We start from the raw sequence: 25,787 nt of genomic DNA, 5'->3' as shown, positions 1-25,787 counted from the left end.
TACTCTCCTTTATACTGTTCTCAGGAACCTATGTTCGTATATATTTGGATTTTATGAGAACATAAAGGAGGATTATTATGAGTACTTGTTCTTCTTCCGTCCGCCATTATAGAAGCTATAATAGAGACTATCGAAATTATCGAATGAGAAAACTGCTAAGGCAACTATGTTCTTATTTGCTGCTTTTTCTCATGATATTTGGAAGTATGGGCTGGTTCTTCTGGGATTGGAATCAGGCAAACAGCAGAGTAGAGAAACTTGTTTTCCAACCGCAAATCGTTCAATCCGGAGATACTCTCTGGTCCTTAGCTGAGAACTCCGGCCTGCAAATCGATACCCGTACACTCGTTCTTAAGATTATGGAATACAATCAACTCACCGATACCACGATACAAACCGGTCAAGTGATTTATACTCCTATCTCAGAGAATCAACCTTAACTATACTTCTAATCCAGCCTTTCCTCCCATATTATGCATTGTAGAGAGGGGAGAGGGGAATGAGGATACGCAGGAGTATCAAACCGAGACAAAAGCACTGGACTTTATTCCTAAAAGTCCTTGTGATCATCTTGATCAGCACAGCCGTCTGGAAGGGCATACATAAGAAACCGGCCATCTCTTCCGATATCTATCCCTATCTCCTGAATCTACCGGCTGAGCTTGTTTTACAATGTCAGAAGGAAGGGAAAGAGATTTCTCCTACGGCCTGGGCAGATTTAATAGCGATACGAAGCACCGTCACTAAGGATGAGGAACTCTATCTCGTCCAACAGTTGCAACAGGATATAGATTTCGAAGAACTCTCCTGGCAAAACAGTGAGTTTCAGATCGATGAAGCAGTGGTCAAACAAACCCTCTGGAAGCGACATGTTCTTTTAACCTATCCCTTTTATGAACCGGGCCGTTTTGTTTTTCCGGTGATTGGTAAGGTCTGGTACATGGATACCTTTGGAGCAGACCGGGAGGGCGGGGTACGCAAACATGAAGGAACGGACATTTTCGGCGCAGAAGGTATTCCCGTCATCAGTATTGGGAACGGCAAAATTGAGAGGTTAGGTTGGAATCGGCTTGGAGGAGAACGGGTAGGTGTTAGGGGAGAGGACGGCAACTATTATTACTATGCTCATCTAAACACCATAAACCCTCATCTTCAGGAAGGTCAAAAAGTTAAGAAGGGGGATTTTTTAGGAACCTTAGGGCATACCGGAGATGCTCTTACAACTCCTGATCATCTACATTTTGGTATTGAGCTTCCTAATGGAGAGTGGGTCAATCCTTATCCTTTCCTAACTATTTGGCAGCAAAGTCAGGAAGAGAACGCTCTTTCACAGAAGAATTCGATTTCATAGAAAGGACTCTTCACGCAAAAGCTTGCCCTTATCCTTAAAATTAATTATTATATATAAGAGGTCAAGACTAAGATCACCCGATCTACAAGAAAGATTTCAATACATTCAATAAAGAAGGCAAGATATGAGTAAAAAATCAAAGAAAAGAATTCCCCTTACGCTTTTAACGATTATCATCACAGCGATAATCGTTTTAACCTTTTTTCCAGGTTTGTTGGACCGAACAGGTTTAGCGGATACCCTCCATACCCTAAGTTCCAGTCCATCAATTAACAAAAGCGATCCTGTTACAAAGGATGCAGAAAAGACTAACCCAAACACATCCGGAACTTCTCCTGCTCAATTTTCGGATACCCCTGAATATACTCCGCCTGAAGACTCCAGTTATCTCATGCTTAACCTAAGAACAGGGGAGAGGCTTCTGGAGAAAAACGGAGATACACGCCGAGCACCCGCCAGCACAGTAAAACTTTTAACTGGGCTTCTTGTTCATGAAAAACTTCAAGAGGATGAGCTCATTACCTTAGGAGAAGAAGTCAAGGTCGAAGGATCTGTACTTGGCCTTAAGCCTGGTGATAAGATACTTGTAAAAGACTTATTTACAGCAATGTATGTATTCAGTGCCAATGATGCGGCTAGTGCGTTAGCTGTGGCAGCTTATGGTTCCATGGATGACTTTATTCAGGCTATGAACCGGTATGCCCTTGAACTCGGCTGTACGGATAGTCAGTTTAAGACGGCCAATGGCATGCCGGCACAAGATCAATATACCACGGCAAAAGATTTAGCCATCATTGCCTCAAAATTCACGGAGAATCCAACTCTCATGGATTATGTTAAGCAAAAAAAGGCATCTGTAAACTGGACTGATGCCAACGGATGGAAACAGGTTCGGGAAATCTCTAACACAAATCAACTTTTAGGTATTTATCCGGGAGATCAAGGCCTTAAAACAGGAACCACCACTGAAGCGGGCCAGTGCCTTGTTACATATGTCACAATGGGGGATGGAGACCTCTTATTGGTCCTATTAGGCAGTGAGCAGCGTTATACGGACACAGTTGAGTTATTGGATCAAGGAATAGCTAAGATACGAACACGGGCGGCATTAAAAAATATCTTAAGCAGTCCGGAGGCATTTTATAATATGCCGGGATTTTTCGCACCATAGTCGAGAATGAATAGGGTCAGTTATCTGTTATTGCATAAAGTAGTATCAATAAAGTGATTACCAATCGAAGCTTAATCATTAAATATTGGAGTGCTGAATCATGAAACAATACGGAGAACCTTGTGTTCTTGAACATCGACTCTGTACAGAATGCGGTGAATGCGATCGCTGCGAATTAAATAGGGAAAAAATCTGTGATAATTGCTGTCAATGTATAGAATCTACAGCTGACTATGTAGGGATTGAAATCGACGAAATTATAATCAATACCGAAGATATCCGAACCGAGCACCCTGGTAAAGCTTTTAAAATCAAACACTAAGACAAAACCTTCCCGAAAAGGGAAGGTCCTTATTTTTTTATTTTGGGTCCTATAATGAATATTATGTAAAGTAATAAGGATGGTTAGATAGAGGTGGCCCTGAATTAGCCTGAATTAGCCTGAATTAGCCTGAATTAGCCTGGTTGAATTATTTTACTCATTTTATTTTGTAATGTGCCAAGTCTATGTGTAATTTCTATAATGTAATGCAATTTTGCTATTTAGCTTTTACTTTGTAAGCATACCATTGCAAACACTTTAATACTTATACGATAGTATTTATGACGTATTCAATGACGCTGCTCACAAATGCAATTCAATCCGATAGTATAATTTAATTTTAGTATTCAATTGACCTTTAGCTTGGATTACTCTTAAAATTACGGCTAAAGCAAGATACGGAGCATTTAAAAGCCTCAACAAGGTTTAAAAACTTAATGGCCAATGCTATTTCTATTAATACAGCGGTATTATTACAATTACAACTGTATCTATGTCAAACAATCAAAATTACACAGTTTTCTATAGAACATTTTTCTGACATTGACTCTAAAATCCGCCTAAGATTTGCGTGGTTACATAGAACATACTATCAAACCCGATACTGTGCTTACCACCCAATTTTAACTCTGCGCTAAATATCGTTTTAATACATAGTTGATTTTGCCTCTTTTATCCCCTAGAATATGAGTTATAGAGATCAATATGATCAGCAAATCGATACTCAAATAACTGAATGTAGGTGAATCATCATGGCAGATATTTTTAATATCCCTCTACCCTCTTATGCATTTACATATATTAATCATTTAGGAGTAATCAATCGATCCCCACATACACAAAAGGCCTATGCTCAGGAACTTTTTCTCTTCCTGCAATTTATTTGTGACTGTAAACCGGACTTTCCTCCCTCCCCTTCTTCCTTGACTATCGAACATATTCAGCAAATTCAACATACTGATATCGAAGCTTACTTAAACTGGGCCCGAACCCATAGGAAAAATGGCGTCAGAGCCTTAGCTCGCAAGCAAGCAGCCATCAAATCCTTTTATCGCTACTTATTGCGAGAGGACTTCATCTCAAAAGACATTACCATAAAGCTTAATCCAATTGCACAGAATCAAAAAGCTCCCAAAGCCCTTGAACCGGAGCAAATTGCTGACTTAGTGGATATCATTGAGACCGGTACGGGCTTAAGTGAAGGTCAACTTAAATACCATCTCTATACAGAGAAAAGAGATTATGCCATCTTCCTGACCTTCATAGGTACGGGCTTGCGATTAAGTGAGCTATATGGCCTAAACTTACAAAGCATCGACTTTAACAAGGGTTGTTTTTTCGTTATCCGCAAAGGAAATAAAGAAACCAACATCTATTTTAACGCCGAAGTCGCGACGGCCATACAGGATTATATTAAGAATGAACGCCCTCGCTATGTCATCCAACAAACCGATGCCCTTTTTCTTTCGATCCAGGGCAATCGCATGAGCAAAAGAGCTATCCAGGATCTGATCAAAAAGTATATGACCATTCTCCAAAACTTTGGTCATAATACGGAGAGCTTCAGTGCTCATAAATTGCGCTCGACCTTTGCGACCCTCCTGCTGCGTGAAACAGAAAACCTGGCCATCGTTCAGGACGCTCTTGGTCATAGCGACCCTAGAACCACAAGAATCTATGCCAAAGTTCTGGATGAGCAGTTAAGACGAGCAGCTGAGCATATTAAATTTCGATGATCTCATTCTCCCCCGTCATCAGCAATCTCTTCGATTGAGTCGATGGTACTGACATTAACCCGATCTCCGTCTGTAAGGGTAATATGATATTCCGCTTTAAGCAGCCCGGTAAAACTTTCTTCAACGGCCTCCAGGTCCTTTTCCGTTAAATAGGCTTGCCCCAAAAATCTCTCCTCATCACCAGTTAGAGTATAAATAGCGTATAGTTTCAACAAGCAAATCATCCTTTACAAAGAATTATTCTGATACTCCACATGAGTAAGCCTTTAATCTATACATAAGCCCATACAGCAAAAATCATAAAATTTCTCCGAAATCATAAGTTCTCTTGTAATCATTCCTTCCTGAACAAAGCCAAAACGCTTATATAGCTCAATCGCTTTAGCGTGATCACTTCTAACCCGAAGATTGAGCTTCTTAATCGTATTCGAATCCTTTGCCCATCGAATCAATTCTTTCAGCATAGCGCTGCCAATTCCTTGCCCCCAATAATCTTTTAAGACCGAAAGTCCAAACTCTCCGGTATGCTGGGTTCGTGCCCTTGCCCCATTAACAAAGCTCAAACATCCAATCACCTTGTTGTCGACTAAGGCAAGTAGCATAATCTTATTCTTGGCATTGCGACTTTCTTCAATAATGGATTCCTCATCATTTGCTGATATACTAAGCTCTCCGGATCCGAAGGTCAGAAAATCGGATTCGCCACCAATCTTGTGTAAATAGTTAACTAATTCCTGAGCATCTTCTTTCACTGCTTCTCTGATTAAAATGAGTTGCCCATTTTTAAGCTGAATTGACTTCACATGTTCAACCTTCCTTCCTAACCATAGATTAATAACCACAATCTCATAATGTTCAGAGGGTTTGCGATGTCGGGTTAATGCATGACTATTCTCCCGATGTCCCAAACCCTCTGTCACATCTCATCAACATAGAGTTTTTGCACTCTTTATAAAGATATTCTTCGTAAATCTAACTTTTCCTTCAAACTAGAAACCATCAATCATTGTCTATGAAATCGAAAAATTTGGCTGTTCTTGGATTAGGTTGTCACATCAATAGGCCAACTTCATATACTATATTAAAAACCCGGGAAGATATATGATATTCGCCAGGAGTACAGACTGGTGATGGGTGGCGCCTTGGGCGAAAAGAATTCAAAATCTTCATCGATGAAGATTTTGCCTTACTCTTAGACCTCAGTCCTGCTGGATATTAAGTATAAACCCTATAAAAAAAGCTGCGGTTTCCGAAGACCCCGTAGCTTTTTATTCTTTTTTAAAATTTAATGAGAACTTGCTTGGGAGGGACCAACCGGGGTCGCCCGCTTTTTGACGGAAAAGAGAATCAAGAAGAATACAAGCAGAGCTGTAAATCCGACCATACCGCTATAATATTGGAATCTCAGCGTGGTGATGCCCAATGCCCCCATGACGGCAGCGTAGATATAGCCGGAGAGGAAACCACCCAGATTCATGCCGGTTACAATGATAGACATCGCCATTGGAGTCTGACTGGGGTGTACTGAAGCTCCAGCCATCATATTGATGGAAGTCATAGAAAGGGTTAAGCCGATTCCCATCAAAGCTTCACCAACAATAAAGAGCGGTACACTTTGACTAAAGGCGAACAGGACCTGAGATAAGATGAAAAAGACGAGCCCGAGAGAGAGAGTTTGACGACCAATCTTATTGAATACTTTACCAAAGACTATCCCTGCCAACATACCACCTATGGTCATGAACATCAAGACTATTCCGGCAACTGCAGAATTGGCTCCGATAGTTTCAAGAACAGAAGACATATTGGTCAAGGACGGGTAGTCCAAGATGGTGACAACCCCAAAGGCAATTCCCCAGCCAAAGATCGAAACAGGCATTTTCAGTTTTTCAGCCGGCGCATCTTCCGTACCTGCAGGAAGTTCATGCTTTTTAGGTTCAGGCAGGAAAAATAGAGTGATCAAAAATGTAATTAAACCAAAAGCGTGGGCGAGGAAACTGTAATTCCACTGGATTGAGGCAAAAACTCCGCCCAGCAATTGAAGGACAATACCCCCGATATTCATGACAACTCCGTTGATCCCCATGATGTTTGCTTGCTTGTCAGGTGGGATAAGATTGAAAATCAGGGCAGTATTGAGGGGCATGATCAGACCCAAACCCAGGCCGAAGAACGCTCTGGATACCAGAATCAAAGTAAAATTCGATAAGAAATAAGGAATTATACCGCCGATAGTGAACATCAATGCTGCAAAAAGCACTAAAGTTCTGTACTTAACCGATTTCCCGGCAATGCTGCCTCCGATAATGGCTACCGGAATTGAAACAAGGGAAGGAATAGTGGAAACTAATAAGAGAGTGCTGAATCCAACGTGGGGAAAGGCTGCTCCGATCGCAGCTATGGCAGGTGTAATCGTTCCAACGCCCATCGCGATAAAGGCAAATGAAAAAATGGCCAATAATACTAGGGATTGTTTCTTTTCACTCATACTTACCATCCTTTCCAGTAAATCTTACAACGGATCCTGAGTCGGAGCTTTATTGCTTCTCAGCATTTAATTTGAGTACTTTTACACATTTACCCTCCTTTCCTAATATCGTTATTCCCAGAACTTGAATATATGTCTATACAAATCTATGTCTCATTCTTTATAATAATACGAATATTCTTTATGTCAAGAAATTTTTGTCTTTATATTCAGATTTATATAATAAAAGAGCTCATTCAGGATCAGACCACCTGAATGAGCTCAGAAAAGAGCCGTTAATAAACTAGTCTAAAAGGAGATACTCACCTATTTTCTGACTTCAGCCGGAACAACGATAGGGGTAAGGACACTATCTTTGAGCATTTCTACACATTGAACCATATAAGCTCCAACCTTTTCCGAAGGATCCTCTGCGGGAATTCCCAGTGCTTTAGACACCAATTCCGTCAGGTCTGCCTGCTGAACTTTCGTCCCCATTGCATGACACGTCGCGTTAAACTGAGAGCCGCAACCGGCACAATTGGTAACCAGCCATTCGGCCTTTGTATTCTCTGCTTCTTGGACCCTCTTCATGCCACTATGAGAAACAGAAGCCAAAGAGTCAAAGGCTGATACCAACCCGCAACAAAGCCCCTGTTCTTTAATATGCTCCATTTCCCGCAGCTCTAAGCCGGGAATAGCCCGAAGCACATTGCGGGGCTCGTCATAATGGCCGAACCAGCGGCCAACATGGCAGGAGTCATGATAAGTCACCGTACTATGAACCGGCACTTTGAATTTAAGTCGACCCTCTCCAATCAATTCACTTAAATACACCGCAATATGCTTGAAACGTATAGTGCACTCCAGGCCTAATTCCATAGCTATTTGCCGATAATTCTCATTAAAGGTAGCGTAACATCCGGGACATGAGAAAAGAATCGTGTCAACGCCGGATTCATTAAACATATTTAAATTTCTGCGGACTATAGTCTGAAAATCCTCTTTGTATCCGCCCAGAGACAAATACAGTCCACAGCATTGTTCCTTTTCTCCATAATGAACAAAGGGTATCTCCAATGCATTTAAAATTCTTGTACTATTTTGCGCCATAGTGTCCATAATGGTGCTGGCCCAGCATCCGGACCAATAAGCAAGTTTGCCGTGAGTTTGTACCGGCACATCCAGCCAATTCAATCGCTCATTTCCCGGCACTCCCCAGAAATTACCTATATTCAAAACATTATTGCGAATGATCTCTAAGCCTGTATTATGAAGTTTATTCTTGCTGAATTCATAACGCAAAGACATCCAATGATGAGCATTATGGGAACGCACCTGGCAGACTGTATCACATTTTTTACAGGTTGTGCACGGATAAAGAGCCCTCCCCACTTCATCATCCAGCTTGATCTTGCCTTTGATATATTGATTGAGAATAAAGTATTTTCCTCTTGGGGAATTGCTTTCCCAGGGCACAGCATCAAATACAGTACAAATATTTCGGCAGTATCCACACATGGCGCAAGCAAAAGTATCATCCGTCAAGTCTTCCTCCAAAGGAGAACTGAATTCTCCCTTTTGCCATTTCGTTAATAAACGCCCGGCTAAACCGATCACACCACTTCCCGCATTAGCAATCTTCATCGCCCCGCTAAGCATTTTGATGGGAGATTGTTTATCCAATGATGGAGGTATGACCTTGCCCGGATTCATAATTCCTTCCGCGTCAATCGACTGTTTATATTCCCATATCCTCTCCAGTTCTTTTTGTCCATAAAAAGATTTGGCCCGATCTGTAAAATACATACCCAGGGTAAAGACCCTTCCGCCCATTTTTTCCGCCGCATCAATGACATCCAGGGCACAAGCATAGGCAAGGGGAAAACCTAATTTTCTTTCATCTGTAAGCATAAAACCAAGAAGGGAGATCTCCCCCACTCCGACCATGGTGCCCTCCATGGCAAACTCACCTTTATATTTTTCTTCTACTTCACTGACAAATTGGGCCAGTTTGCCGATCGGTAATACAACCTCACTGGCAACAAAGGTAGGACCTAACTTTTTAAACCGCATAGGATAGAACTTTTCCCGCCACTCTTCTTCAGCCAGTTTGTCCCGCATTACATTCCCGCCGTGTTTCGCTGTTAATTCCTTAACCTGCTTTTCCGCCGCTGATCGGCGGTGCTTTGGAAATACTATGGTGACCAAATATTCGTCTTCCGGAAGAGAATAGTGTTCCTGGGCTTTTTGCTTTAAAGCCGTAAATGAGGGTGTCGAAAAACCTACATTCCATACCGGTACCTTGGCTTTTGATAAATTGGTAAGAAAATCTGCCGCACTTTTTAAGTCTGGAAATGAGGAAAGCATCACTCTTTCTTCATCGATCTCCCTTAGTTTAACGATAACTTTCACAATGATACCTGTAGTTCCACATAAACCATAGACATTGGCTATTTCTTCACCGGCAAAAGTTTTCAATTCTCCTGTCGGCAGCACAACATCAACGGAGACAATATTTTCCCCGCACTCCCCATATTCGTAACCGCCATAGCCGCATCCCCCTTGAGCTACCCATCCTCCAACCGTTGAACTATTCGAACTGGAGGGATAGGTTCTCAACGTCTGCCCCTGCTTTACCAGCTCCGACTCCAGGTTACTCCAAATTACCCCAGGTTCAACAGTTGCCGTCCCCTTCTTATTATCGATCTCCAGCACCTTATTCATTCGCACAAGATCGAGAACAATTCCCCCTTTGGCAGGGACACTTCCTCCAAAACCGGCACTTGCTGCTCCTCTCGGAACTATGGGAATCTTTTCTGTTTGGGCCATTTTTACAATCTCAATAATTTCATCCACATTGATGGGCTGAACAACTGCGTCTGGAAGGCAACGGATCAAAGAGCGTATTTGTTCCGGCATAATCCCCATATCATGTGAATAAACCAACCGTTCAATCTTATCAAAACGAGCGCGGTCTCCCAACAATCTTTGAATTTTATTCATTTGACCTGTTGTCAGGTTGTTTTTCATGAACAAAACCTCCTTATACTCTTTGAATACACCCCTACCCCTAGTATCTTTCCGCAAGGTTCTTCATCCCAAAAGCAATCACATCCTTTTTTGAGGTTAAAAGTATTTTCACTAATATTAAATTATTATACAAAAAAATTTGATCCCCCCTTCTCTGTCTAAGGTTGAACGATCAGCAAAAACTTGCTTTTGAACCAAGGTTCAATTTAATTCAACCCCAACTAAATTATACTTAGCTATTCGACGGTAAACCCTATTCTCCTTCCGCTTTTTAGAGATAAAATGAAATTTTCAGATTTTACTACTCACTAAAAAAACTGCCTCCCGGCAGCTTTTATCTAATCTGAACTTAAACTGTTATGGTCTTTCTCCGCTTTAGAGGACAGCAGAGCTCTGTTGCGTTTGAAAAACTGAATATAATTAAGGATAAATTTCAAATCTCCGGCTTCAAAATCCCGAACGGCTCTTAATACAGATTGAACCCTGGGATCACCCAATAGGGATAAAACATCAGGATTAAGAGAAGATAAAAGATTTTCCACGTCTTCCTGCTCTAAGAGAAAGTAACAGACAGATACCCCTAATGCTTCTGCAATACTTTCCAGGGTATCAAGGGAAGGTTCCGCCTGATCATTCTCAATCTGGCTTATCATAGACGGACTGACTCCTGCCTTATCCGCCAATGTGGAACTTTTTAGCCCCAATTTTTCCCTTTCTCTTTTAATTCTCCCACCGATGGATAGTTTATCGGCTGACTTTTCCAGAAAATACCTCACCGTAACATTGAGTACCTCGGCCAACGTGTTCAGGGATTCAAAATCCGGCTTGTCGGAGCCTTCTTCATAAGCTCTGATAAGTTCAGGGGATATTCCCGAGAGTTCACTCAACTCTTCTATGGAGAGACTTCTACCTTGTCTGATAAACTTTATTTTTTCTCCATAAACCTTTTCTGTATCACTATCCAGAAGATAAGTGGGGGAAATGTTCAATACTTCGGAAATTCTTCGCACCATAGCTACAGAAGGTTTTTTTATCTCCCGTTCAACAGCACTGAGAAAAGAGCAGGAAACTTCCAACTGATCTGACAAAGCCTGAAGGGTTAATCCCCGTTGTTTGCGGAAATCGCGGACTTTCACACCTAGACCCATTTTAACTCCACCTTACAATCTATAGACTAGACTATTTTATTATAATTCAACACCTTCTTAAATACTCCTCCAAAACATCTCTATATAAGCGATTGAAAATAAATAAAGGGGTTGCCTGCCGACAACCCCTTTTGCTATCTTGGTTCAACTAATACACTCTTTTTGCTCCCACATAAGCATTTTTCCAATAGGGTGTAAAGCTATAAGTGATGACACCTTTACCGGATGTCGCACTGATAAATTGTCCGTCTCCCAGGTAGATCCCCACATGGCTGACAACACTGCCTGAGTTGAAATTAAAGAAGACCAGATCCCCTGGAATTAAAGAGTTAAAGCTCACAGCGGTACCTGTTTGGTATTGCTGGCTGCTGGTCCGCGGAAGAGTAATTCCATTTTTCTTAAATACATATTGGGTAAATCCGGAACAGTCAAAGCCGGAAGGTGTCGTCCCGCCCCAGAGGTAAGGGACACCGGTATAACCTTTGGCTGTGGATAAGATCTTTTGAGTTTTAAGGGAACGATTCGTGGTACTTTTGGAGCTCAAGGCTTTGGTCAATGCTTGTTGGGTTTTAGGTCCAACGATTCCGTCCACTTGAATCCGGGAATTCTTTTGGAAAGCCTGAACAGCTGTTTTTGTCTTGGCACCAAAAATTCCATCAACGGCACCCACCTCATAGCCAAGGGTTTTCAAATTCGATTGCAATGTTACTACAGCCGAACCTCTTGAGCCAACTTTAAGCAATGGGGTAGCGGCCTGAGTAATCTGAGCGCTAACCAGAACCATCACGAGTGTGACACTAAGCAGAAACACAATTCTATTCTTCAAAAAAAATACTCCTCTCCTCGTTGATTAAGGAAGCTTGTCCTTAAGTATAAGGAGAGGCGACTTAAAGGTAAATGCAAAGTTGTTTCATATTCTGGTCAATTTTTCCTCAATTGGCTTCCGATCCATGCGGTGCAGTTCAAATTATAGCCCCACACCAAAAATTTCTTTACCGCAAAAAGGACAATTTCCGTTGTGGAGAAGATTCCGGATTCGATAGTTCTCCCGTAAAATCACCTTTTTCCCACATTGAGGACAAATAGTGTTCTCTCCCCCAGCGATATTTCCCATATAGACGTAATCTATTTCTTCTTTGGCAATTTCCCAAAGTTCCATCAGCTTTCGGGGAGCCGTGGGCGGAGTATTGAGTTTATAAGCCGGAAAATAACGGCTTAGATGCCAAGCCAGAGGGGTATTGAGTCTGCGAAGCCATCTCCCTAATTCCCGAAGCTCTTTAGGGTCATCATTGGCTTCAGGAATGACTAAGGTCGTGATCTCCAGATGGACGCGCCCGGCTAATCGTTCTACCGTGTCGAGAACCCAGGACAGTTTGCCGCTGCAGAATTTTTGGTAGAATCCTTCATTGAACGCTTTAATATCGATGTTTACAGCATCGATTAAGGGAATAAGCTCTTCTACATATCGCGGAGCGATGGTTCCGTTACTGACGAATACCACCTTACCACCGTCCTTATGAACAAGGGGGGCTGTGTCCCGGATCATTTCAAACCAAGTGGTGGGTTCCGAATAGGTAAAACATAAGCCCAAAGAACCCCGGGCTTGTTCTGCCAGCTCATCCGGTGTAACACGCAATCCCCTTTGCTGGGATTGAGAAATTTCATAGTTTTGGCAAAAGGTACAGTTAAGGTTGCAGCCGAAGCCACCCACAGAAAATACCCAGCTTCCCGGATGAAAATGGAACAAAGGTTTTTTCTCGATGGGATCAAGGTGCCAGGATGCTGCTTCCCCATAATTAAGGGATTCCACACCATTTCCCCTGTTTCCCCGCACATGACAACGCCCGACCTGTCCTGAACGAAGCTGACAATTCTGGGGACAAAGCAGGCAGCTTGCAGTTTTTCCTTCCATGGATAACCCTTACCTCGTTTCCTTTGCATCAGTTACATCAGATGATGATGAATGATCACTCAAAATAGCGAACGACCTCAAACCGCCACATTTCTACCGGCTCATCCGGGCCTAATCCAGCTTTACGCTTGGCTATGTCCACTTGCTCCTGGGCTGTGTTGATTCCTTCCAAGCGGGGGAGCAGCAGCCCAGTTCTTCCCCGTCCCCGTACGACTACACCATAACGCCAGGGATCAAGCTCATCCATACCGCTGATTTTTTCCATCTCTCCCAATACATCCACAGAAATCGTCAGGAAGGGTAATTCCTCTGCTTCCACCGGCCAAAAGCGGGGATCTTCCCTTCCGGCGGCAATCGCATTATGCTCAATTTCTTGAGCCAGATTTTCCCGATAGGGAGCAGTGGTTCCAATACAGCCGCGCAAATCCCCATCTTTGTGAAGGGTTACAAAACAGGGGCGCCGCAGCTGCAGTAAGGGGACATCGGGAACTGTGAGTCCTTGAGTCGTGCCCTTGTTCAAATAGGCTTCAAGGCATTGTCTGGCCCATTGGGGTAAAGGAGAGGATTGGTACAGTTCAGCTGCGAGATATCCCACCCCGAAATGTCCTTCATAGGAAAGAACCCTGGGCAACCCTTGCTGTACCGCTAAGGCCAGGCGCAAACTCCGCCAACCGCATTCCCCGGCTTCCTCGGCCAAGTCCCGGGGGATCTTCTTGATGGCAGAGGGCTCTCTGGATAACCCTTCAAAAATCTTAGTGTCAAATTGAGGACCCGAAGGATGAAATCCATAGGGACCATCGTTTTTTAAGCGATGGGAAAGATCTCCACTGGCTACCAGGGCAATGGGCTCGGCATAACTTTTGAGAATATCACGGATGATCTCCCCATAGCCTTCAGGATTCTCCAAGGGCATACTCATTACCACAAGCTTACCGTCCCAACCTGCTTCCTGTAGGAAATACAAGGGGACAAGAGCTCCATGATCCAGTTTTCCGGATGTGAGCACCCCTCCGGGCAGTTCCTTGGCTAAAGTTCCGGCCAGGAGTTGATTATTGGAAAATAACAACTTAACTTTAGGCACTCCAAATTGGGCGAAATCCCCTCTAAGGGTCTCATCCTGAAGAATGACGACTCCATCCCGCAAGAGAGGAGTATGAGGAGAAACGAGGACAACGGTGTCGATCTGAGCTTCATATAAGCTCCTGGCAAGATATCGGTAAGCTTCCAGAGTAGCTGAGCATTTTCTTTCCTCTCCCTGTCCTATCTCAGGGACAAGGAGGGGCGGATGAGGGACAAAGATAGAATAAACCAAGGGCATAGCAATCACCTCTTTATATCTTCACTATCTTTACCGCCGGTGGTATTTCTATACCATCAATCTTACCTATCCTTTGACAATGAGTTCACTTATTTTCCCATCAAGCCGTTGGAGACATTCGCTCTCGTGTGCTTTCATTTCCAGCAGTTTTTCTATAATCATTTGCACCTGGTGTTTAATGTTTTCAACGCTGGCTTGGGATTCATTAATTCTGCTTTGCATAAACCAGTCCGCAATGATTCCATCGAAGAAGAAGTCGGCAAATTTGATAAATCCTTCTGTTTTAAGATTTAAGTCCGTGCCAATGCGGATATCTGTTAACTCCGTTCTAAACTGACGTAAGAGACTTTGGGTTTTCTCAATCTCGGCTTGGGCAGAATTAATATGGGAGTGCTTAGCCAGACCGGAAATCATTCCCCCGCCGAGAAGATCCCAAGTTCCCCACCCTTCCGCACTTGAAAGACTACCCAGAGCATTGTTAAGACTATCGAGAACCCGGTTTCCCACCGCAATGGCTTCATTAATTTCCTTAAGATTAATGCGCCTGTGAGATACCTCATCAGTAAGCGCAATGATTTCCTGAGCTTTTGCTCCCTTCTCTTCCAGGAGCATTTTTCGCTTTTGGGCATAGAGATCCTTATATTCTAAGGGGCAGTCAACATAATTCAACCGCTCAGAAGAGAGCTTGGCTATACCGGAATGGACTTCTTCAATATCTTTCAAAGCTTGATCATATTTAAGCCTGGCCGCAAGGGCCTCACTCCGCTCCTTCTCGATCCGCTCCTCTAAATTTCCCATCACTGAGTAGAAAAAAGCGGCCAGACCTTTATTTTCCAGCTTTTCCACATCAATATTCTCTTGCTCCAGAATCCTTTTCAGCTTTTTTTCATGGGTTTCGAGTTCCTGGAGCTCCCCTCGCAACTCCTTAAGCATGGCATCAATCTTCTGCAGACGGGCTGAACCTTGTTGGGCTTGGGCCAGCCTTGCGTTGAGATCCTGATTCATTCTATCACTCTCCAGTCCTTTAGGGATCATACTGAAAGTCGCTACTTTCTTCATTCAACATATCTCCCAAACCTCCTCCCCTCCCAGACTATTTTTATTATTGTCCATGAGGATATGTAGGTTAAGGGTAAGGGTAAGAGTAAAGGCCGGACAAAGAACGTCCAGCCTTTCCAAATACTTGGCTATACTACATGAACGATATAATCATTAATAATCACATTGACCAATCCGGCCCCGCTCTTTACCCTGGACTCCCTCTTCAGGGATTGGGCTTCCACATGGGTCACCGTACCGCCGGCTTGAATGATGTGCAGGATCTTATCTTCTTTAGGTCCGATAGGGATCAAGGAGACCAGATACCCTGTCTTTTCAGCATCAATCTTGGCAATGGCTATCCCTCGTCCGGCACGGCCCTGGGGTTTATATTCATCAAAGGAAGTCCGCTTAACATATCCTTGCTCAGTCACCGTGATCAGATCTCCTTCCTCCCCGTCAGCGGCGGGTTGAATCAGGAGGGCATCCACCACATAGTCCTCTGCGTTTAAGGTCATGCCTTTCACTCCTCGGGATTTCCGGCCCATGGGATTCACTTCAGCCTCGGCAAAACGTATGGCCTGGCCTTGAAAACTTGCTAAGAACAGATCTCCTTCCCCTTCGCTGAGGAATACCTTAATGATTTCATCCTGGTCCTTTAAGCCCATGGCCTCGGGAGTTCTTGCGTTGAGGAAATCTTTTACCGGACTTCTCATGACCTGCCCATCCCTGGTGACAAAGACAAAGTGCTGTCCTTCTTTGCCTTCTCTTAAGGAAAGCATGGCAACGATGCGCTCTTCCTCCGGCAAGGGGAACAGGTTATTGACGGCTCTTCCCTTATCCTTGGCTCCTCCTTCAGGAACTAATTTTGCTTTGGCATCATAGTATTTGCCATTGTGGGTGAAGAAAAAGAGGGTATCCTTTGATGTACAGGACAGCTGTTCCGATATTACATCCCCGTCTTTAAAGGCAAAAGCAACGGCATTAATCTGGCTCTTCCGGGTTGGGGTGGGCATCTGTTTGATGAAGCCCTTCTTCGTCAGTAAGACTTCCATGGGTTTTTCCGGCTCTTCAAAGGCGCTAAAATCGATGTCGTCCCCCGCATCCTCAGGAAGAATCAAAGTGCGGCGATCATCCCCGTATTTATCAGCGATCTCTTTAAGTTCATTTTTGATGATAGCATAGACTTTGTTCACATCAGCCAAAATGCTCTCCAGTTCAACGATTAGTTTTAAGATGTCCGCATATTCCTTGCGGATACCATCCAGCTCAAGATTGGTTAAATGCTGAAGCCTCATATCCAATATGGCTTGGGCCTGAGCCTCGGAGAATTCAAACCGGGTGATCAAACCAGCCTTGGCCAGGGTTGGAGTTTTACTGGAACGGATGATATGTAAGACTTCATCCAGATTATTAATGGCGATGACCAAACCTTCCAGGATATGAGCCCGGGCTTTGGCCTTTTCCAGTTCATATTCCGTTCTGCGTATAACTACTTCTTTGCGATGCTGAAGATAGGACCGATTAATCTCTTTTAACCCCAATACCCGGGGTGTTCCTTCTTCGGTAATGACCAGGTTGATGATACCAAAGGTTTCCTGGAGCTGGGTATATTTATAGAGAAGCTTCAGGATCTGTTTGGGATCCGCGTCTTTTTTGCACTCCACCACAAGGCGTATCCCTTCCCGGTCTGATTCATCCCGGACTTCACTGATTCCTTCGATCTTGCCATTTTCCGCTTGAGTTTCAATTTTGGCAGCCAAGGTGGATTTGGAGACTTGGAAAGGAATCTCGGTAATGACAATGAGATTTTTGCCGTTTTTCCCGGACTCGATGACCGCTTTTCCCCTCATGATCACTTTCCCCCGGCCACTCCGGTAAGCCTCGGTAAAGCCCTGGGAACCGATAATCAGGCCTCCGGTAGGAAAATCCGGTCCCTTGATCCTTTCCATCAACTGTTCTAAAGTGACATCTGGATGATCGATCTGGAAGATCAGGGCTGCTACGACCTCCCGCAGGTTATGGGGAGGGATATTGCTGGCCATGCCCACGGCGATTCCCGAGCCGCCGTTCACTAAGAGATTCGGGAAGGGGCTGGGTAAGACGATGGGCTCTTTTTGGCGCTGATCATAATTAGGCTTGAAAGGAATAACGTTCTTTTCAATATCCTGGGTCATCAGCTGGGAGAGAGGAGTCATGCGCATCTCCGTATAACGCATGGCCGCCGCACCATCCCCGTCGATGGAGCCAAAATTCCCTTGTCCGTCAATCAAAGGATAGCGGGTAGCCCAAGGCTGGGCCATACGTACCGCGGCATCATAGATGGAGGAATCCCCATGGGGGTGATATTTTCCCATGCAGTCCCCTACCAGGCGGGCGGATTTGCTGTAGGGTTTATCAGGATTCATACCCAGCTCGTCCATGGCATAGATAATCCGCCGGTGAACAGGCTTGAGGCCGTCCCGGACATCAGGAACAGCCCGCTGTAAGATCACATGTTTGGAATAGCCCAGAAAGCTCTCCGGCAGAACTTCTTCCAGGGAGCGCTGGGTTATATTTTCTTCAGGAATGCTCATTCTTTCACCTCAAGTTGAATTTACATATCATCTTCCGTAAATACGATATTTTCCATTAAGAACTCCCGGCGGGGGTCCACTTGTTCGCTCATGAGGATCTTCAGTTTCCGCTCCGCCTCCAAAGCATCATCGATGGTCACCTGGATCATGCGGCGATTGACAGGATTTAGGGTGGTCTCCCAGAGCTGTTCCGGATTCATTTCCCCTAATCCCTTATACCGTTGAATCTTGGCGCTTTTACCCAATTCCTTTAAGGCATCCTTCAGCTCAGCCTCGTCATAGGCGTAGCGGACCACCTTACCCTTTTCCTTTTCTGCCTTATACAAAGGTGCTTGAGCGATATAGACTTTCCCTCCTAAAATAAGGGGTTTCATATAGCGATAAAAGAAGGTAAGCAGCAAGCACCGGATATGAGCTCCGTCAATATCGGCATCGGTCATGATGCAGACACGGGCGTAGTTGGACTTATCCACTTCAAATTCTTTACCGATACCTGCTCCGATGGCTGTGATCATACTGCGGATCTCTTCATTTTCCAGGACTTTATCCATCTTGGCCCGATAGGTGTTAATGACCTTCCCTCTTAAAGGAAGAATAGCCTGGAAACGGCGATCCCTTCCAGTCTTGGCCGAGCCGCCCGCACTATCCCCCTCCACAAGAAAGAGTTCATTGCGGCTGCGATCTTTTTCACTGCAGGCAGCTAATTTGCCGCTGAGAGCTTTGACTTCAGCGTCCCGGGCTTTCTTCTTCAACTCCTTGGCTCTCTTAGCCGCCAGACGCTCCAGACAAGTGGTCAATGCCCGATTGATGGCATCCTTGGCCACGGCCGGATTCTGTTCAAAGAAGGTACTGATCCCCTCATTGGTCAGGGATTGTACGATACCCTCCACCTCTGTATTGGAGAGCTTGGTTTTAGTCTGCCCCTCAAATTGGGGTTCACGGACTTTTACGGAAAGAACGCAGGTTAAGCCGTCCTTAAGATCATCCCCAATCAGGCTTTCATCCTTTTTGAAGATGTTGTTTTTCTTGCCATAGGCATTAAAGACTTTGGTCAGAGCCGTACGGAATCCCGACTCATGAGTCCCCCCTTCATCCGTGGGAATATTATTGACATAGGAACGAAGGTGCTCATCTTCCCCATCGTTGTATTGAATCGCACATTCAACGATAATTTCATCCTTTTCTCCTTTGAAGAAGATAGGCTTTTTATGTACGGGGTTGTAATCGGACTCTTTGTTAAGGTGTTCAACAAAGCCGATGACTCCATTCTTGGATTGAAAGGTTTCACTTTTCGGCTCTTTGCGATGGTCTGTTAACACAATCATTAAGCCGGGATTAAGGAAAGCAAGTTCCATCAGCCGGCTGCGCAAGGTGTCAAACTTAAAGGATGTGGTCTCTTTAAAGATCAGCGGGTCCGGCTTAAAGGTGACTTTCGTACCGCTTCCTTTAATCCCCTTTTTAATGACCTTAAGATCGGATTTCAGTTTCCCTCCGCCTTCATATTCCAGTTGAAAGATCTTCCCCTCCCGGCTCACTTCCACGATTAAGAAGGAGGACAGGGCATTGACAACGCTGGCCCCGACGCCATGGAGGCCTCCGGAGGTTTTATAGGATTGGCCGTCAAACTTCCCTCCGGCATGGAGTTGCTCAAAGGCCAGCCGTACTGCCGGAATCTTCTTGACAGGATGAATATCAATCGGCACCCCCCGGCCATTATCCAGCACGGTCAAAGAGCCGTCAGCATTGAGAGTGACTTCGATGCGGGTGCAAAAACCGGCCCCCGCTTCATCGATAGCATTATCGATGATTTCCCAGGCGCAATGGTGCAACCCTTTGCTCCCTATAGAACCAATATACATACCCGGACGTTTGCGCACAGCCTCCAAACCTTCCAGGACTTGAATCGATTCAGCATTATATTTTGAATCCATGGACAAACTACTTCCTCCCTTTCGTCAAACCGGCAAATAGATAACTTGATCATACTACCATAAATAGCCAATCAAATGAATGTGGCAAGCTTTACTATTATACCATACAGTTTTTTTATGGAGTATTTTTCTCTTTTTCGCTAAACACTAAACATTTTCCTTTTATGAGGACGAAAAATAGCCCCCTGCAATCCTTATTTAGAACAATAAGGTTGAAATAATAAGGACATTACATTGAGTCATCGTGACTATGTAATGTCCTTTGATGTTTAACTGCCTTTTTTATTTTGGGTTTTGATTGGGCCGTTTCATAATCTCGATCAATTTAGCTATTCCCCAGCCTATCACCGCATAGACAATCATAGCGACAAGGGTAGCCGGTTCTAAAATAGCCTGAGTCTCAACCCCTCGGGCAGAAGCGGTGTGGAAAATTCCCAGAAAAGGACTCATCAACAGATTCGTCAAGGAATAGATTCCGGATACAAATCCGCTGGCCGGATTTGCTCCCAGAAGTTTAAAGATGAGGCGGAAAGCTAACAAGACTTCAATGACGCCCAGGATGTAATAAACGATTCGTTGCCAAGCCCGTATTTCTTCACTATGGTTCATATAGTTTCACACTCCAAAGTTTAGTCTTGGATAGTATGTGAGATAACCGAACCCTTTTATGTATAAGGTATGGTCCTTTTTTCCTATTTTACATATTTCGTTCTAAACCAGGTAAATAGTGTGGTATAATCGACGTAAAAGGTCATAAGAAAGGATGAAATAGTGAAAAAGGTAATTTTTACTCTAATTGCTTCATTTACCCTTGTGGTAAGTGCTTCTATAAGCGTCTACGCCAGCCCTTTGGCTTATCCGATAGAGCGACTATCCGGCCAGGATCGGGTTGGAACAGCCCTAAGTATATCTGAAAAGGGCTGGACCTCAGCTGATACTGTAATTCTTTGCGAGTATGCTGATTTCCCGGACTCTATTGCCTCCACTCCCTTTGCCGCTAGTCTAAATGCTCCGATCCTTCTTACCCAAGGTACCGCTTTGGATTCAAGGGTTCGGGACGAGATCAAACGCCTGCAGCCAAGCAAGGTGATCCTCCTTGGAGGAACAGGAGTGCTTAAACCCACCATTGAAGAGGACTTGGGAAAATTCGATTTTCCGATCACGGTGGAACGAATCGGTGGTCAAAACCGTTACGAAACCTCCATCCACCTTGCCCAGCGGGTTCCCAATGATACCGTTATCCTTGCCAATGGGGATGACTTTCCTGATGCCTTATCGGCGGCAAGTTTTGCCGGGATAAAGCAGATTCCCATCATCCTCACTTCGAAAAAAACGCCGGAATCCGTCCTGAATTATCTGAAAGAAACCCAACCCAGTCAACTTATTGTCATTGGCGGAGAGAATGCCATACCTTCTGAGGGGCTTACGAATCATGGTTTTTCTATAGAAACCCGCCTCGGCGGCCAGAATCGTTATGAGACCAACGCTGCCGTCATTTCTTTCGTGAAGGATTCCTATGAAACCGACGATCTCTTCTTAGCATCGGGTATTACTTTTCCTGATGCGGTAGCAGGAACCGTTCTGGCTGCAAAATATAAGGCTCCTCTTTTATTGAGCGAAAAAGAAGATATCCCAGCCCCTGTTTATACATACATGCGTGAACACATGAAAGTGGAGCCCCCTCGTCAGAGCCCGGAAACTCCAGCGACCCAGCCCAAGCAAGGGAAAATCACACCCTCCGGCGGACTGAACCTTCGTGAAAGCCCCTCCTCCTCCGGAGCAAAGATTGTTACCATCCCCCAAGGAACAACAGTCCCCCTGCTTGAGGAACAAGAGGGCTGGTATAAGACCACTTATGATTCCCAGGCCGGTTGGGTTGCTGCAGACTATCTAACCCTTATCAATTCATCGGATTCAGATAACCAGCCTGCAAAGCCGCCTGCTGAGCCGAAAAAACTCGAAGGAATGATTACCGCCGACAATGGCCTGAACCTGAGAAATAATCCTTCCTCTACCGGGGATAAATTAGTGACTATTCCTAAAAACGCAACCATTCAGATCCTCGCTGAACAAAGCGGCTGGTACCAAACCACTTATGAATCCAAGACAGGCTGGATTTCCGCAGAATATGTATCATTAATCTCTCCACCTGCCAAAAAAAATGGCATCATCACAGCTGCCAATGGTCTGAACCTTAGAACTTCCCCTTCCTCCACCGGAGAAAAAATAACGACAGTTCCGGTGGACACCCTTTTTGAAATCAATGAAGAGCAAAACGGGTGGTACAAAATAAGTTTTGAATCCCATACCGGCTGGGTATCCGCTGAGTATGTCGATATTGTGGAAAATATCAAGGACGATACACCAGAGGACTCCACTGCTAAAAACCCTGATACCAACCCAAATCCCCCCAGTAAAGAGACTCTTCCTGAGATAACCATAGATTTAAGTGTTAATGGGACAGTCTATATCTTAGGTGGTTCAGGAGTAATTAGTTCAACGGCTCAGTCCATTATTGAAGGCAAAGCATCTTCTAAATATAAGGAGAATTTGAGGGAATTCCCCGCCCTGCCTTCTGAAATCAAGAGCGAAGAGCCTCCACAAGAAGAGGAACCTAATAACCCGGAAGACCCTACCCCGCCTGCCAACACCGATTATGATCCTTCCCAGGAAGTCCTGGTGGATCCTTTTGCCGGTATTCCTGAGTACGCTTTAGCTGGAAAAGTGATTATGATCGACCCTGGTCATGGCGGACCGGATCCCGGGGCTTCGGGGCCATCCAAAACCCACGAGAAAAATAACACCTTACCCATCGCCCTTGCTTTAAAAGATATCCTGACTCAAGCGGGAGCGGAAGTACTGATGACCCGCGAAGATGACCGTTCACCCTCTACTGCTCCGGTATATACGGAATTAGAGGATCTTAAGGCCCGTGTGGCTCTGGCCAATTCCTGTAATGCCGACCTTTTTATCAGTATTCACAATGATTCCTTTACTAATTCTGAAGTAAGTGGTACCTCGGTCTATTATTCATCGGCGAATCCCAAGAATGGCGAAAGTCTTCATCTTGCCAGCAATGTCCGCACTTCCCTCATCAGCACGATCAACACCAAAGACCGGGGGGTAAAGCAATTAGGATTTTACGTTTTAAGCAATACAAAGATTCCAGCGATTCTTGTCGAGACAGCCTTCATATCCAATCCCTATGAAGAGGCGCGGCTCCAAAATCCAACGTTCCGCCAAAATGTAGCGGCAGGTATTTTCCAAGGAATCTATGGTTATTTCACTACCCCTATACCTAAGGATTAAATAAGGCTCAAAAGCTCCAGACCTTTAGATAAGCCCATGGAACCTGGCATTCCATGGGCTTATGTTTTATTGACTATATTGATCAATCGATTGGACAAAAAGAAGCATGCTGTATTTAGCATGCTTCTAAGGTATATATAGTTCTGTTATTCATCTTCTCAAACTATGACTTTCCTTTCTTACTATAAATTCCAAAAGCAGCGACTCCAAATAGATAGCCTATTCCAGTTCCTAAAGCAATTGTAAATACTAGAAAGCTTGGTTTGAAAAACATGCCAATAATTACACCAATAGCACAGCCAAAAATCATTCCCATTGGTATTAAACTATCCATTAAATCTTTAGCGTCTCTTGATTTTATCATCATACCTAAAAGTTCCTTCCTATGTTAACTTTATCATTCATATTAAATTAAACTTCATTCCTATAATACCATACGCATGAATTGTTTTGAATACACACAAATTTCCATAAAGAGTTTTAGGTAGTAATAGTGAATTGTCTGTCGAAATATTGATAATTTTATATAATTATAGAATTATTGTCGATACAATTATATTGACTATGAGCAGGAAAAATATAAAATAATAGTGAAAGAGTACACTTTCTTTTAATGGTATGACCATTCAGCCATATGACTATAAAACGAACACTTTCGTCTAATTACAAGTCTTTACCCTAATTTTCTTCGCTTATCCTTAAATTGCGGATAAGGTCTATCAAAACAAAGGAGGGCTGTGTATGGGACCATAGGTGTTTTCTTTTTAATGAAAACTGAATAGAAGAAGATGGAGGCGGATCCTTTATGACATGGACTCAAAACTATACTGCCCTTGGGGACAATTTATTTCTAACAGCCCTTGTCGTTGCTATCCCAATATTCTTCCTCTTCTGGGCGTTGGCCATTAAGAAGATGAAGGGCCATATTGCCGGTGTTTTGACTCTTATCATTGCCTTTGTGGATGTAGTGCTCCTTTATGACATGCCTGTTAGTGTGGCGTTCTCCGCTACGATTCTTGGTATTATGAATGGTTTATTTCCTATTGGCTGGATCATTATTACGGCTGTCTTCTTTTATAACCTGACAGTTGAGGCGGGGGCTTTTGATGTCATCAAAGGTTCTATTGCCTCCTTATCCAGCGACCGACGTCTACAAGCCCTGCTCATTGCCTTTTCCTTCTCTGCTTTCATGGAAGGGGCCGCCGGTCAAGGTGCTCCTGTCGCTGTAGCTGCCGCTATACTTATCGGTCTGGGTTTCCCGGCTTTACCGGCAGCTGTAATCTGCTTGGTTGCCAATGTTCCTCCTGTACCCTTTGGTCCTGTGGGAACGCCTACTATTACAATGGGCAAGGTAACCTCGATGAGTGATGCTGTACTGGCTCATGGATTAGCTATCAATATGTCCTTATTCTGTATTATTATCCCCATTGCCATGCTTCTTGTTCTATGTGGTTGGAAAGCGACCAAAGAAGTCCTTCCAGCAGCCCTTGTGAGTGGACTGAGTTTTGCCATCCCCTTCTATTTTCTGGCCAAATTTAATGGTCCTATGCTGCCCAGCGTAGTCGGTTCCGTTGTTTCCATAGTCGCCACGGCATTTTTCATTAGAGTTTGGAGACCCAAAACCCTATGGCGTTTTGAAAATGATCCGGAGGTTCCCAAAGTAGCTCAGCATCAGTACTCCGGCGGGCAGATCTTTAAAGCATGGTCTCCTTATCTCGTACTCATGATTTTAATGGGAATCTGGGGAACCCCCCAGTTTAAGAGCTTTGTCGCAAATGATCTCCAATGGTTCATCAATATTAAAGAATGGCCGGGTCTTCACGGCTTTGTTATGCAAGCCGCTCCCATAGTCTCCGAACCCACGATCTATGCCGCCAGCTATAAATGGGATATTTTTGGTTATGCTGGAACGGCAATGCTCATCTCGGCTATCATCACCCTGTTTATTTTGAGAATATCTCCTTCTACCGCCGTCAAAGTTTTTGGGAAAACCATGAAACAATTAGCTTTTTCCCTGATTACAGTTATGTCCGTCCTCGGTCTTGCCTGGTTGGCCAATTATTCCGGAATGTCCTTTACCCTTGGCTTAGCCTTTGCCTCGACGGGTATGCTTTTCCCCTTCTTCTCTCCGGTTCTCGGATGGCTTGGTGTATTCCTTACCGGATCCGTGACCTCTTCAGGTGCCCTGTTTGGAATGCTGCAAAAAGTTACCGCTACTCAGCTTGGTATGAACCCGGTTCTGACCGTCACGGCAAACTTGCTGGGGGGGTCTATGGGTAAACTCATTTCCCCTCAATCCATTGCTATTGCCTGTGCTGCGACGGGATTGATTGGCAAAGAAAATGAAATCTTCCGTAAAACGGCCAAGTATTCCGTTTATCTTTTGCTTATCGTTATGGTGATTATCTTCCTGGAAGCCTATCTTACACCTGGGCTGATGCCCGTCATTACCAGCGGTGGCTAATCCCTCCTAAG

The 25,787-nt window shown here is 44.3% G+C and carries 20 protein-coding genes; 7 read left to right on the top strand and 13 right to left on the bottom strand.

Translation table 11 applies throughout. The features are described 5' to 3' along the window. Positions 1–77 precede the first annotated feature (77 nt). The 5 genes from DESPCE1_RS0110695 to DESPCE1_RS0110675 all read left to right on the top strand — a co-directional run bounded on the left by DESPCE1_RS0110695 (position 78) and on the right by DESPCE1_RS0110675 (position 4,580). A complete protein-coding gene (locus DESPCE1_RS0110695) occupies positions 78–440 on the top strand; it encodes a LysM peptidoglycan-binding domain-containing protein (RefSeq protein WP_014794013.1) in 363 nt (120 codons plus the stop codon). Positions 441–499: 59 nt separating this feature from the next. Continuing rightward, a complete protein-coding gene (locus tag DESPCE1_RS0110690; protein ID WP_019850474.1) occupies positions 500–1,351 on the top strand; it encodes a M23 family metallopeptidase in 852 nt (283 codons plus the stop codon). A 124-nt stretch (positions 1,352–1,475) separates the two neighbouring features. Further along, positions 1,476–2,522, top strand: a complete 1,047-nt coding sequence (locus DESPCE1_RS0110685; RefSeq protein WP_019850473.1) for a D-alanyl-D-alanine carboxypeptidase family protein — start codon at positions 1,476–1,478, stop codon at positions 2,520–2,522. Positions 2,523–2,622: 100 nt separating this feature from the next. Beyond that, the gene (locus tag DESPCE1_RS0110680) at positions 2,623–2,844 is read left to right on the top strand and encodes a hypothetical protein (RefSeq protein ID WP_014794010.1); all 222 of its coding nucleotides are present in this window, start codon (positions 2,623–2,625) and stop codon (positions 2,842–2,844) included. Between the two features lie 752 nt (positions 2,845–3,596). Then, entirely contained in the window at positions 3,597–4,580 is a 984-nt protein-coding gene (locus DESPCE1_RS0110675) for a tyrosine-type recombinase/integrase (protein WP_014794009.1), read from the top strand. A gap of 2 nt (positions 4,581–4,582) precedes the next feature. Here DESPCE1_RS0110675 and DESPCE1_RS0110670 read toward each other — a convergent pair whose 3' ends face one another. The 12 genes from DESPCE1_RS0110670 to DESPCE1_RS0110615 form a co-directional block, all read right to left on the bottom strand. Beyond that, positions 4,583–4,792: a hypothetical protein gene (locus tag DESPCE1_RS0110670; RefSeq protein WP_242835385.1), complete on the bottom strand. Its 210-nt coding sequence runs from the start codon at positions 4,790–4,792 to the stop codon at positions 4,583–4,585. A gap of 54 nt (positions 4,793–4,846) precedes the next feature. Further along, on the bottom strand, positions 4,847–5,383 hold the full coding sequence (locus DESPCE1_RS0110665; RefSeq protein ID WP_019850471.1) for a GNAT family N-acetyltransferase: 537 nt from the start codon (positions 5,381–5,383) through the stop codon (positions 4,847–4,849). 482 nt (positions 5,384–5,865) lie between these two features. Continuing rightward, complete coding sequence (locus tag DESPCE1_RS0110660; RefSeq protein ID WP_019850470.1) at positions 5,866–7,068, bottom strand: MFS transporter; 1,203 nt, start codon at positions 7,066–7,068, stop codon at positions 5,866–5,868. 306 nt (positions 7,069–7,374) lie between these two features. Next, positions 7,375–10,080, bottom strand: coding sequence for an FAD-binding and (Fe-S)-binding domain-containing protein (locus DESPCE1_RS0110655; protein WP_014794005.1), 2,706 nt, complete (start codon positions 10,078–10,080; stop codon positions 7,375–7,377). Positions 10,081–10,418: 338 nt separating this feature from the next. Beyond that, the gene (locus tag DESPCE1_RS0110650; protein ID WP_014794004.1) at positions 10,419–11,228 is read right to left on the bottom strand and encodes a helix-turn-helix domain-containing protein; all 810 of its coding nucleotides are present in this window, start codon (positions 11,226–11,228) and stop codon (positions 10,419–10,421) included. 148 nt (positions 11,229–11,376) lie between these two features. Then, a complete protein-coding gene (locus tag DESPCE1_RS0110645; protein ID WP_014794003.1) occupies positions 11,377–12,054 on the bottom strand; it encodes an NlpC/P60 family protein in 678 nt (225 codons plus the stop codon). A gap of 141 nt (positions 12,055–12,195) precedes the next feature. Then, positions 12,196–13,140 carry an AmmeMemoRadiSam system radical SAM enzyme gene (amrS, locus tag DESPCE1_RS0110640; protein WP_019850469.1) on the bottom strand — a complete coding sequence of 315 codons (945 nt, stop codon included), beginning with the start codon at positions 13,138–13,140 and terminating at the stop codon, positions 12,196–12,198. Between the two features lie 55 nt (positions 13,141–13,195). Beyond that, positions 13,196–14,458 (bottom strand): AmmeMemoRadiSam system protein A, encoded by a 1,263-nt coding sequence (gene amrA, locus DESPCE1_RS0110635; protein WP_019850468.1) that lies wholly within the window; start codon positions 14,456–14,458, stop codon positions 13,196–13,198. A 66-nt stretch (positions 14,459–14,524) separates the two neighbouring features. Then, a complete protein-coding gene (locus tag DESPCE1_RS0110630) occupies positions 14,525–15,517 on the bottom strand; it encodes a hypothetical protein (RefSeq protein ID WP_019850467.1) in 993 nt (330 codons plus the stop codon). Between the two features lie 128 nt (positions 15,518–15,645). Beyond that, positions 15,646–18,072, bottom strand: a complete 2,427-nt coding sequence (gene gyrA, locus DESPCE1_RS0110625; RefSeq protein ID WP_019850466.1) for a DNA gyrase subunit A — start codon at positions 18,070–18,072, stop codon at positions 15,646–15,648. Between the two features lie 20 nt (positions 18,073–18,092). After that, positions 18,093–20,009, bottom strand: coding sequence for a type IIA DNA topoisomerase subunit B (locus tag DESPCE1_RS0110620; protein WP_019850465.1), 1,917 nt, complete (start codon positions 20,007–20,009; stop codon positions 18,093–18,095). Positions 20,010–20,285: 276 nt separating this feature from the next. Further along, positions 20,286–20,612 carry a YggT family protein gene (locus tag DESPCE1_RS0110615; RefSeq protein ID WP_014793997.1) on the bottom strand — a complete coding sequence of 109 codons (327 nt, stop codon included), beginning with the start codon at positions 20,610–20,612 and terminating at the stop codon, positions 20,286–20,288. 162 nt (positions 20,613–20,774) lie between these two features. Between DESPCE1_RS0110615 and DESPCE1_RS0110610 the strand changes: the two genes are divergently transcribed. Further along, positions 20,775–23,312, top strand: coding sequence for a cell wall-binding repeat-containing protein (locus DESPCE1_RS0110610; RefSeq protein WP_019850464.1), 2,538 nt, complete (start codon positions 20,775–20,777; stop codon positions 23,310–23,312). A 163-nt stretch (positions 23,313–23,475) separates the two neighbouring features. On the opposite strand, the gene DESPCE1_RS21860 is transcribed toward DESPCE1_RS0110610, so the two are convergent. Then, complete coding sequence (locus DESPCE1_RS21860) at positions 23,476–23,679, bottom strand: hypothetical protein (protein WP_019850463.1); 204 nt, start codon at positions 23,677–23,679, stop codon at positions 23,476–23,478. A gap of 438 nt (positions 23,680–24,117) precedes the next feature. Here DESPCE1_RS21860 and DESPCE1_RS0110600 point away from each other — a divergent pair, with 438 nt between their 5' ends. Beyond that, positions 24,118–25,776, top strand: coding sequence for an L-lactate permease (locus tag DESPCE1_RS0110600; RefSeq protein ID WP_014793994.1), 1,659 nt, complete (start codon positions 24,118–24,120; stop codon positions 25,774–25,776). The last annotated feature ends 11 nt before the right edge of the window (positions 25,777–25,787 follow it).

The organism is Desulfitobacterium sp. PCE1 (genome assembly GCF_000384015.1).
Lineage (GTDB): Bacteria > Bacillota > Desulfitobacteriia > Desulfitobacteriales > Desulfitobacteriaceae > Desulfitobacterium > Desulfitobacterium dehalogenans.
The sequence above is the reverse complement of the archived record's forward strand: the minus strand, read 5'-3'. Positions and strand labels throughout refer to the sequence as shown.

Excerpts from the sequence above, each read along its gene's own strand:
- DESPCE1_RS0110695 (WP_014794013.1), top strand. The coding sequence starts at position 78 with ATGAGTACTTGTTCTTCTTCCGTCCGCCATTATAGAAGCTATAATAGA.
- DESPCE1_RS0110690 (WP_019850474.1), top strand. The coding sequence starts at position 500 with ATGAGGATACGCAGGAGTATCAAACCGAGACAAAAGCACTGGACTTTA.
- DESPCE1_RS0110685 (WP_019850473.1), top strand. The coding sequence starts at position 1,476 with ATGAGTAAAAAATCAAAGAAAAGAATTCCCCTTACGCTTTTAACGATT.
- DESPCE1_RS0110680 (WP_014794010.1), top strand. The coding sequence starts at position 2,623 with ATGAAACAATACGGAGAACCTTGTGTTCTTGAACATCGACTCTGTACA.
- DESPCE1_RS0110675 (WP_014794009.1), top strand. The coding sequence starts at position 3,597 with ATGGCAGATATTTTTAATATCCCTCTACCCTCTTATGCATTTACATAT.
- DESPCE1_RS0110660 (WP_019850470.1), bottom strand. The coding sequence starts at position 7,068 with ATGAGTGAAAAGAAACAATCCCTAGTATTATTGGCCATTTTTTCATTT.
- DESPCE1_RS0110655 (WP_014794005.1), bottom strand. The coding sequence starts at position 10,080 with ATGAAAAACAACCTGACAACAGGTCAAATGAATAAAATTCAAAGATTG.
- DESPCE1_RS0110650 (WP_014794004.1), bottom strand. The coding sequence starts at position 11,228 with ATGGGTCTAGGTGTGAAAGTCCGCGATTTCCGCAAACAACGGGGATTA.
- amrS (WP_019850469.1), bottom strand. The coding sequence starts at position 13,140 with ATGGAAGGAAAAACTGCAAGCTGCCTGCTTTGTCCCCAGAATTGTCAG.
- amrA (WP_019850468.1), bottom strand. The coding sequence starts at position 14,458 with ATGCCCTTGGTTTATTCTATCTTTGTCCCTCATCCGCCCCTCCTTGTC.
- DESPCE1_RS0110630 (WP_019850467.1), bottom strand. The coding sequence starts at position 15,517 with ATGAAGAAAGTAGCGACTTTCAGTATGATCCCTAAAGGACTGGAGAGT.
- gyrA (WP_019850466.1), bottom strand. The coding sequence starts at position 18,072 with ATGAGCATTCCTGAAGAAAATATAACCCAGCGCTCCCTGGAAGAAGTT.
- DESPCE1_RS0110615 (WP_014793997.1), bottom strand. The coding sequence starts at position 20,612 with ATGAACCATAGTGAAGAAATACGGGCTTGGCAACGAATCGTTTATTAC.
- DESPCE1_RS21860 (WP_019850463.1), bottom strand. The coding sequence starts at position 23,679 with ATGATGATAAAATCAAGAGACGCTAAAGATTTAATGGATAGTTTAATA.
- DESPCE1_RS0110600 (WP_014793994.1), top strand. The coding sequence starts at position 24,118 with ATGACATGGACTCAAAACTATACTGCCCTTGGGGACAATTTATTTCTA.